This window comes from Intrasporangium sp. DVR (assembly GCF_040365325.1).
Taxonomy (GTDB): Bacteria; Actinomycetota; Actinomycetes; order Actinomycetales; family Dermatophilaceae; genus Intrasporangium.
The window spans coordinates 19962-27664 of the sequence record NZ_BAABZW010000028.1 but is presented as its reverse complement, the minus strand read 5'-3'; the positions used below and the strand labels follow the sequence as shown (position 1 = coordinate 27664).

The following is a 7703-nucleotide window of genomic DNA, read 5'->3' as shown; positions in this document are numbered from 1 at the left end:
TAATCCCACCCCGTGTCCAAGAACCGGGGGCAAGGCCCTTGGAACCACGAGCCCCGTCGGGGTCACACCACCCACCCCGAGCGATGTCATCGTGCTGCCCGGCAGCCAGAGCGGACTCAGTTCCATCTTCCGCGCACTCGTCGCAGAGGGGCAGCCGTTGCTCATGGAATCACCCACCTACTGGGGGGCCATCGCGGGCGCCGCCCAAGCCGGCGTCCGCGTCGTCCCCGTGCCCACCGGACCCGCCGGCCCCGACCCGACCGAGCTGGACCGCGCCTTCGGCGAGACGGGCGCCCGGGCCTTCTACGCGCAGCCCACCTACGCCAATCCCACCGGCATCCAGTGGTCGACCGAGCGCGGCGCGCAGGTGCTGGACGTGGTCCGCAGTCACGGAGCCTTCCTCGTCGAGGACGACTGGGCCCATGACTTCGGCATCACCACGACACCCAAGCCGGTCGCCGCCCACGACGACGCCGGGCACGTCGTCTACCTGCGTTCCCTGACCAAGAGCGTGTCCCCGGCGCTGCGCATCGCCGCCGTGATCGCTCGAGGCCCGGCCCGCGAGCGGATCCTGGCCGACCGGGCCGCCGAGTCCATGTACGTCAGCGGACTGCTCCAAGCCGCAGTCCTGGACGTGGTCACCCACCCCGCCTGGCAGAACCATCTGCGCGGTGTGCGCGACCAGCTCCGCGCCCGCCGTGACCTCCTTCTCGACAGCCTTCGCCAGCACGCCTCTCGGGTGCAGGTCGACCACGTCCCCCCGGGCGGGCTCAACCTGTGGGCCCGCCTACCCGACACCACCGACCTCGACCGGCTCGCCCAGGACTGCGAACGGGCAGGGCTGCTCATCGCACCCGGCACCGAATGGTTCCCTGCCGAACCAGCCGGAGTCTTCCTCAGGCTCAACTACTCCGGCCCCAACCCGGCAGCCTTCCCCGAGGGCGCGCTCATTCTGGGGAAGAAACTCACCGCACACGCTGGCTGACGTCACCGACCCAGCCCTACGGGATGGTCGGCAGCGATGCGGGTCAATCCCGTTGCCGGAGAGAGTAGTTCCGAGAACACCTGGGCCAACCCCCGTACAAGGTCTGTGGGTCACGCCCGCCTCCCGGCGGACGGACTCACGCCCGCCTCCCGGCGGACGGACTCACGCCCCTCACCGCGCAGTTCGAGGGCTGGTCCGGGGTGCTGCGGGCTCTTCGAACCCTGCCTCCTGCAGCGCCGGAGAAGTCAGACCCTGGCTCCGAGGCGACCATTCGCCCCGCGACGGGGCGCGACGACGCTGAGTCTCGACTGGTCACCCGACGGGATTCGGCTCGGGTCGTCCTGTACCGCGGTCGCGGGCACGAGACGAGCGAAGTCGGTGTGTCACTCGAGGCCAAGGTGGTGCGGGTCCCCGCGGCAGGGGAGACCGCTCACCGGTTGAGCAGACGCTGTACGAGTTCCCCGATGCGTACATCGGTTCCCCCAGATCCTCTGGTCACCCGATGGCGCACGTGTCGCCGTCGCGCCCGTCAAGGACGTCGGCGGAGTCCCTGAGCTCTCCGCCGCCGACGGCCGCCGACGGCCGCCGACGGCCGCCGACGGCCGCCGACGGCCGCCTCGTCGCGCAGCACTCGATGGACGATGTCACTCAGCTGATCTGGCTCAAGTCGCGGTGACCGGGCCCGGCGAGTCCCGGGAACGCTCTGCCTCGCTTCCGTCAGACGGTCGGCCACGACCGCGCCACCGACCAGCTGGTTGGGCCGTGCGTCCGCGCCGTCCCGACGCGGACCGGGATTGCGCCACAAGCGCCGACGGCTGGTCGGCCCCGAGATCCCCGCGCCTGACGAGAGCACTCGCCCTAAGCCCCATCTCGTCGGCTTGAGGAGGAGGATTCGATCCGGGCAACCGTTGACTGCCCGGCAAGCCACTGAATATGTTCTCGTATAGCAGAAGAAGTATTCCGCATGGTGGAATATCCAATCGTGATGAAGTGAGATCGAGGACGGGTGATGGCAGTGACCGATGGCGTTCAGATCACAGGCGAGAGCGGTGCGCGGTTCGACGAGGTGCTCACCGGTCCAGCCCTCGACTTCCTCGCCGACCTCCAGCGCACCTTCAACGCGAGGCGGCTCGAGCTGCTCCAGGCGCGCGAGGACCGGTACGACCAGCTCGTGGCGGGTCACCAGCTCGAGTTCCTCCCTGAGACGCAGGACGTCCGCGACGGAGACTGGCAGGTGGCGCCCCCGGCCCCCGGCCTCGTCGATCGTCGCGTGGAGATCACCGGCCCCACCGACCGCAAGATGACGATCAACGCCCTCAACTCGGGCGCCAAGGTCTGGCTCGCCGACTTCGAGGACGCGTCGACGCCGACGTGGGGCAACGTCGTCCAGGGCCAGCTCAACCTCATGGACGCCCTCGACCGCACCATCGACTACACGAGCGACGAGGGCAAGACCTACGCGCTGGGCCCGGCCGAGGAGCTGGCCACCATCGTCGTCCGCCCGCGTGGCTGGCACCTGTCGGAGAAGCACGTCGTCGTCGACGGCGAGCCGATGTCCGGTTCTCTCGTCGACTTCGGCCTCTACTTCTTCCACTGCGCCCAGCGCCAGCTCGACGCGGGCAAGGGCCCCTACTTCTACCTGCCCAAGATGGAGAGCCACCTGGAGGCCCGGCTCTGGAACGACGTGTTCGTCCGAGCCCAGGAGCGTCTCGGCATCCCCCAGGGCACGATCCGGGCCACGTGTCTCATCGAGACCTACCCCGCGGCCTTCGAGATGGAGGAGATCCTCTACGAGCTGCGCGAGCACTCCTCCGGCCTCAACGCGGGCCGCTGGGACTACATCTTCAGCGTCATCAAGAAGTTCCGCACCAGGGGCAGGGACTTCCTCCTGCCCGATCGCAACCAGGTCACGATGACGGTGCCGTTCATGCGCGCCTACACCGAGCTGCTCGTGAGGACGTGCCACAAGCGAGGCGCCCACGCGATCGGCGGCATGGCGGCCTTCATCCCCAGCCGTGACCCCGAGGTCAACGAAGCGGCGTTCCAGAAGGTGACCGACGACAAGACTCGCGAGGCCGGCGACGGCTTCGACGGCTCGTGGGTCGCACACCCCGGCATGGTCGAGCTGTGCAAGGAGGCCTTCACCAAGGTCCTCGGCGATCGTCCCAACCAGCTCGACAAGAAGCGGGAGGACGTCCATGTCACGGCGGAGCAGCTCCTCGACGTCAAGTCGACACCTGGCACCGTCACGGAGGCCGGCCTGCGCAACAACATCAGCGTGGGCATCCAGTACCTCCACACGTGGCTGAAAGGGACGGGTGCGGTCGGCATCTTCAACCTCATGGAGGACGCTGCGACGGCGGAGATCTCTCGATCGCAGGTGTGGCAGTGGCTGCACAACGACGTCGAGCTGGACACGGGCGAGACGGTGACGCGCGAGCTCATCGACCGGCTCGTCGAGGAGGAGATCGCCAAGCTGCCGGGCGAGCCCGGTGACTACGACGAGGCGCGCTCGACGTTCCTCGAGGTCGCGGTGGCCGATGACTTCGCGGAGTTCCTGACGCTGCCAGCCTATGAGCGGATGCCCTGAGACCATGGACGCCTTGGGCCTCGCGGGGCAGCTACGACGCGATCTCGGAGAGCAGGCGGTCATCACCGACCACCAGCAGCTTCGAACGTACGAGTGCGATGGCCTCGCGCACTACAAGGTCACCCCCGCGCTGGTCGTCCTGGCCGAGACGACCGAGCACGTCGCCACCGTCGTGCGGGCCTGCGCGGCGAACGGCATCCCGTTCGTCGCGCGGGGCTCGGGCACCGGGCTGTCCGGAGGGGCCCTTCCGCACGCGGACGGGGTCCTCATCGTCATGTCGAGGATGCGCCGCATCATCGAGATCGACAGGGACAACCAACGTGCCGTCGTCGAGCCCGGCGTGATCAACCTCCAGCTGAGCCGCGAGACGTTGCCCTCGGGCTACTACTACGCCCCCGACCCCTCGAGCCAGCAGGTCTGCTCGATCGGCGGCAATGTCGCGGAGAACTCCGGCGGAGCCCACTGCCTCAAGTACGGCTTCACGGCCAACCACGTGATGGGCGTCGAGTTCGTCACGCCGTCAGGAGAGGTCGTGCAGATCGGTGGCAAGGCGCCGGACGCCCCGGGTTACGACCTGCTCGGTGCCGTGGTGGGGTCCGAGGGCACGCTCGGCATCGCGACCCAGGTCACGGTACGTCTCACCCGAAGCCCGCAGGAGGTCCGCACCCTGCTCGCAGCCTTCCCCGACACCGACCGGGCCGGAGCCGCCGTCTCGACCGTGATCGGTGCGGGGGTCATCCCCGCCGCGATCGAGATGATGGACGCGCTCGCGATCGAGGCGGCCGAGGCTGCCGTCCAGTGCGGCTACCCCGCGGGCGCCGGCGCCGTCCTCATCGTCGAGCTCGACGGCCCGGCCGCCGAGGTGGACCACCAGTTCGACCAGATCGAGGAGTTCTGCCGGGCCAACGGCGCCTTCGAGATCCGCATCGCCAAGGACGACGCCGAGCGCGCCCTCTTCTGGAAGGGCCGCAAGTCGGCGTTCGCGGCGGTGGGCCGGATCAGCCCGGACTACATCGTCCAGGACGGCGTCATCCCGAGGACGTCCCTGCCGGAGGTCCTGCGACGCATCGCCGCGATCTCCACCGAGGCGGGAGTGCGCGTCGCCAATGTCTTCCACGCCGGTGACGGCAACCTGCATCCCCTCGTCCTCTTCGACGACGCCAACGAGGGTGAGGCCGAACGCGCGGAGGAGGTCTCCGCGGCGATCCTCGACCTGTGCATCCAGCACGGCGGCTCGATCACGGGTGAGCACGGCGTCGGCTCGGACAAGGCGAAGTACATGCCCCGGATGTTCAGCGACGACGACCTCGACACGATGCAGCTCCTGCGGTGCGCCTTCGACCCGGCGTCGATCTCCAATCCGGGCAAGGTCTTCCCGACCCCGCGGCTCTGCGGCGAGGTGCCGGGTCGGCACAAGGGACCGCACCCACTCGTCGCGGCCGGGAAGGCGGAGCTCTTCTGATGGCAGACATCCTCGATGACTTGAAGGCCGCGGCCGCGGGCCACGTGCACGAAGCCACCGTCGCCGACGCGGTCGCCGGGGTGCCGGCCCGTTGGGTCGCGAGTCCCGCGTCCACGACCGAGACCGCCGCCCTCATGACGGCCGCCGCGACCCACGGCCTGACCGTCGTGGCCCGCGGCACGGGCTCCAAGCTCGACTGGGGCTCGCCCCCCGAAAGCGTCGACCTCGTCATCGACACGACCCGCATGGACGACGTCGTCGAGCACGCTGCCGGCGACCTCATCGTCGTCGTCGGGGCGGGCCGCCGGCTGGCCGACCTCCAGACCGACCTGGCTCAGGCGGGGCAGCGCCTGGGAGTCGACCCGGCCCGGTCGGGCACCGTCGGGGGGGCGGTCGCCACGGCCACCACCGGACCGACCCGCCTCTTCCACGGGGCGGTCCGCGACCTCGTCATCGGGATGCGCTTCGTCCGCGCCGACGGAGTCATCGCCCACGCCGGCGGCAAGGTCGTCAAGAACGTCGCCGGCTACGACCTCGGCAAGCTGCTCACCGGCTCCTACGGCACCCTCGGCGTGATCACCGAGGTCGCCTTCCGGCTCCATCCCGTGCCCGCCGCGCAGCGCTGGGTCACGTGCCCGCTGGGCGAGCCCAGCGGCATACAGCAGGCCGTGTCGGCACTCGTCCACTCCCAGCTCGTCCCCTCGGGGGTGGAGCTCGACCGCACCTCCGGCGCGGCCACCCTCGCGGTCCTCGTCGAAGGCATCCCACCGGGCGTCGAGCAACGAGTCGCCGACGCGTTGGCCCTCCTCGGTGCCGACGCCAGCGACTCCGGCGAGGCCCCGGAATGGTGGGGCACCGAGCCGGCAGCATCCGGTGGCGTCCTCCTCAAGGTCACCCACGAGATCTCGCGACTCCAGCAGGCCCTCGAGGCCCTCGACGCCGCGACCGACGCCAGCGGCCTGGCCGCGACGCTTCGGGGCAGCCCGGCCGTCGGCACCGCCCTCGTCGGAGTGGGCCCACGCGACGGGTCGAGCGCACCGGCCGCCGAGGCCGTGCGCGACCTCGTCGACCGGCTGCGGGAGAGCGCTGGCACGTTCGGCGGCTCCGTCGTCGTCCTCCAAGCCCCTGCCGGGACGCGTGAGGCCCTCGACGTCTGGGGACCGGTGGGCGCACTCGACCTCATGCGCTCCGTGAAGGCGCAGTTCGATCCCGAGCGGCGCCTCGCGCCCGGCCGTTTCGTCGGAGGAATCTAATGACCACAGCAGACCCCGGGCCCGTCTCGACCCCGACCGGCACCCTCGGTACGGACCAGCGGCTCTCGCTGACCCCGATCCAGGGTGGGACCCCCGCGTTCGACGCCCACCGGCCACCGTCGGCCGAGCTCGTCGCCGACTGCGTCCACTGCGGGTTCTGCCTGCCGACCTGCCCGACGTACACCCTCTGGGGGGAGGAGATGGACTCGCCCCGGGGCCGCATCTACCTCATGAACGAAGGTCTGCAGGGCGAGCCGATGACCCCCTCGATGGTCCAGCACTTCGACGCGTGCCTGGGGTGCATGGCATGTGTGACGGCCTGCCCGTCGGGCGTGCAGTACGACCGGCTCATCGAAGCGACGCGGGCCCAGGTGGAGCGCCGCCACGAACGGCCGCGGTCCGAGCGCGCCCTGCGGGCCGCGATCTTCGCCCTCTTCCCGTACCCCAAGCGACTCCGCGCGATGCGCGGACCGCTGCGCCTGCACCAGCGGAGCGGCCTGTCCCGGCTGCTGCGCCGCACGGGCGTCCTCGACCGGATCTCCCCGACCCTCGCGTCGATGGAGGCCCTCGCGCCGCCGCTCGAGGCGCGGGAGCACGTGCCGGAGCGCACTCCCGCGCGTGGTGCGAAGCGTGGCACCGTGGGGATGCTCCTCGGCTGCGTCCAGCGCGAGTTCTTCCCGGGGGTCAACGCGGCCACTGCCCGCGTGCTGAGCGCGGAGGGCTTCGAGGTCGTCGCCCCGGCCTCGCAGGGCTGCTGCGGCGCGCTCTCGGTGCACAACGGACGCGAGGCCGAGGCGCAGCGCTTCGCTCGGGCCCTCATCGACACCTTCGATGCCGCAGGGGTCGACAGCGTCGTCGTCAACGCCGCCGGCTGCGGGTCCTCGATGAAGGAGTACGCCGACCTGCTCTCCGACGACCCGCAGTACGCCGAGCGCGCCCGCCGGTTCGCCGACCGCGTTCGCGACGTGTCCGAGATCCTCGTCGAGGCCGGGCCCGTCGCAACCCGCCACCCCTTGCCGGTGGCCATCGCCTACCACGACGCCTGCCACCTCGCCCATGCCCAGGGGATCCGGGCCCAGCCGCGCGACCTGCTGCGCGGCATACCCGGTCTCGAGCTGCGCGAGATCCCCGAGGGCGAGATCTGCTGTGGCTCGGCCGGGATCTACAACATCCTGAACCCCGAGCCGGCGCGCGAGCTCGGCGACCGCAAGGCCGTCAACGTCCTCACCACCAAGGCGCCCCTCCTCGTGACCGCCAACCCCGGCTGCCTCATGCAGGTGGCCTCGTCCCTCGAGCGTGCGGGTCACCGCATCGCGCTCGCCCACATCGTGGAGGTGCTCGACGCCTCCATCCGAGGATGCGACCCCGCCGTCCTCGGCGTCCCACCCGGCACGACCCGCTCCTGATTCAGCA

5 protein-coding genes are annotated in these 7703 nt (G+C 70.6%); all 5 read left to right on the top strand.

The features are described from left to right. On the top strand, positions 1 to 985 hold a 985-nt coding region (locus ABWV20_RS18035), incomplete at its 5' end, for an aminotransferase-like domain-containing protein (protein WP_353357649.1). 1009 nt (positions 986 to 1994) lie between these two features. After that, a complete protein-coding gene (aceB, locus tag ABWV20_RS18030) occupies positions 1995 to 3575 on the top strand; it encodes a malate synthase A (protein WP_353357647.1) in 1581 nt (526 codons plus the stop codon). Between the two features lie 4 nt (positions 3576 to 3579). Beyond that, positions 3580 to 5037 carry an FAD-linked oxidase C-terminal domain-containing protein gene (locus tag ABWV20_RS18025; protein ID WP_353357645.1) on the top strand — a complete coding sequence of 486 codons (1458 nt, stop codon included), beginning with the start codon at positions 3580 to 3582 and terminating at the stop codon, positions 5035 to 5037. Further along, positions 5037 to 6290, top strand: a complete 1254-nt coding sequence (locus ABWV20_RS18020; RefSeq protein ID WP_353357643.1) for an FAD-binding oxidoreductase — start codon at positions 5037 to 5039, stop codon at positions 6288 to 6290. Before ABWV20_RS18025 ends, ABWV20_RS18020 begins: the two co-directional genes overlap by 1 nt. Continuing rightward, positions 6290 to 7696, top strand: coding sequence for a heterodisulfide reductase-related iron-sulfur binding cluster (locus tag ABWV20_RS18015; protein ID WP_353357641.1), 1407 nt, complete (start codon positions 6290 to 6292; stop codon positions 7694 to 7696). Before ABWV20_RS18020 ends, ABWV20_RS18015 begins: the two co-directional genes overlap by 1 nt. Positions 7697 to 7703: the final 7 nt, after the last annotated feature.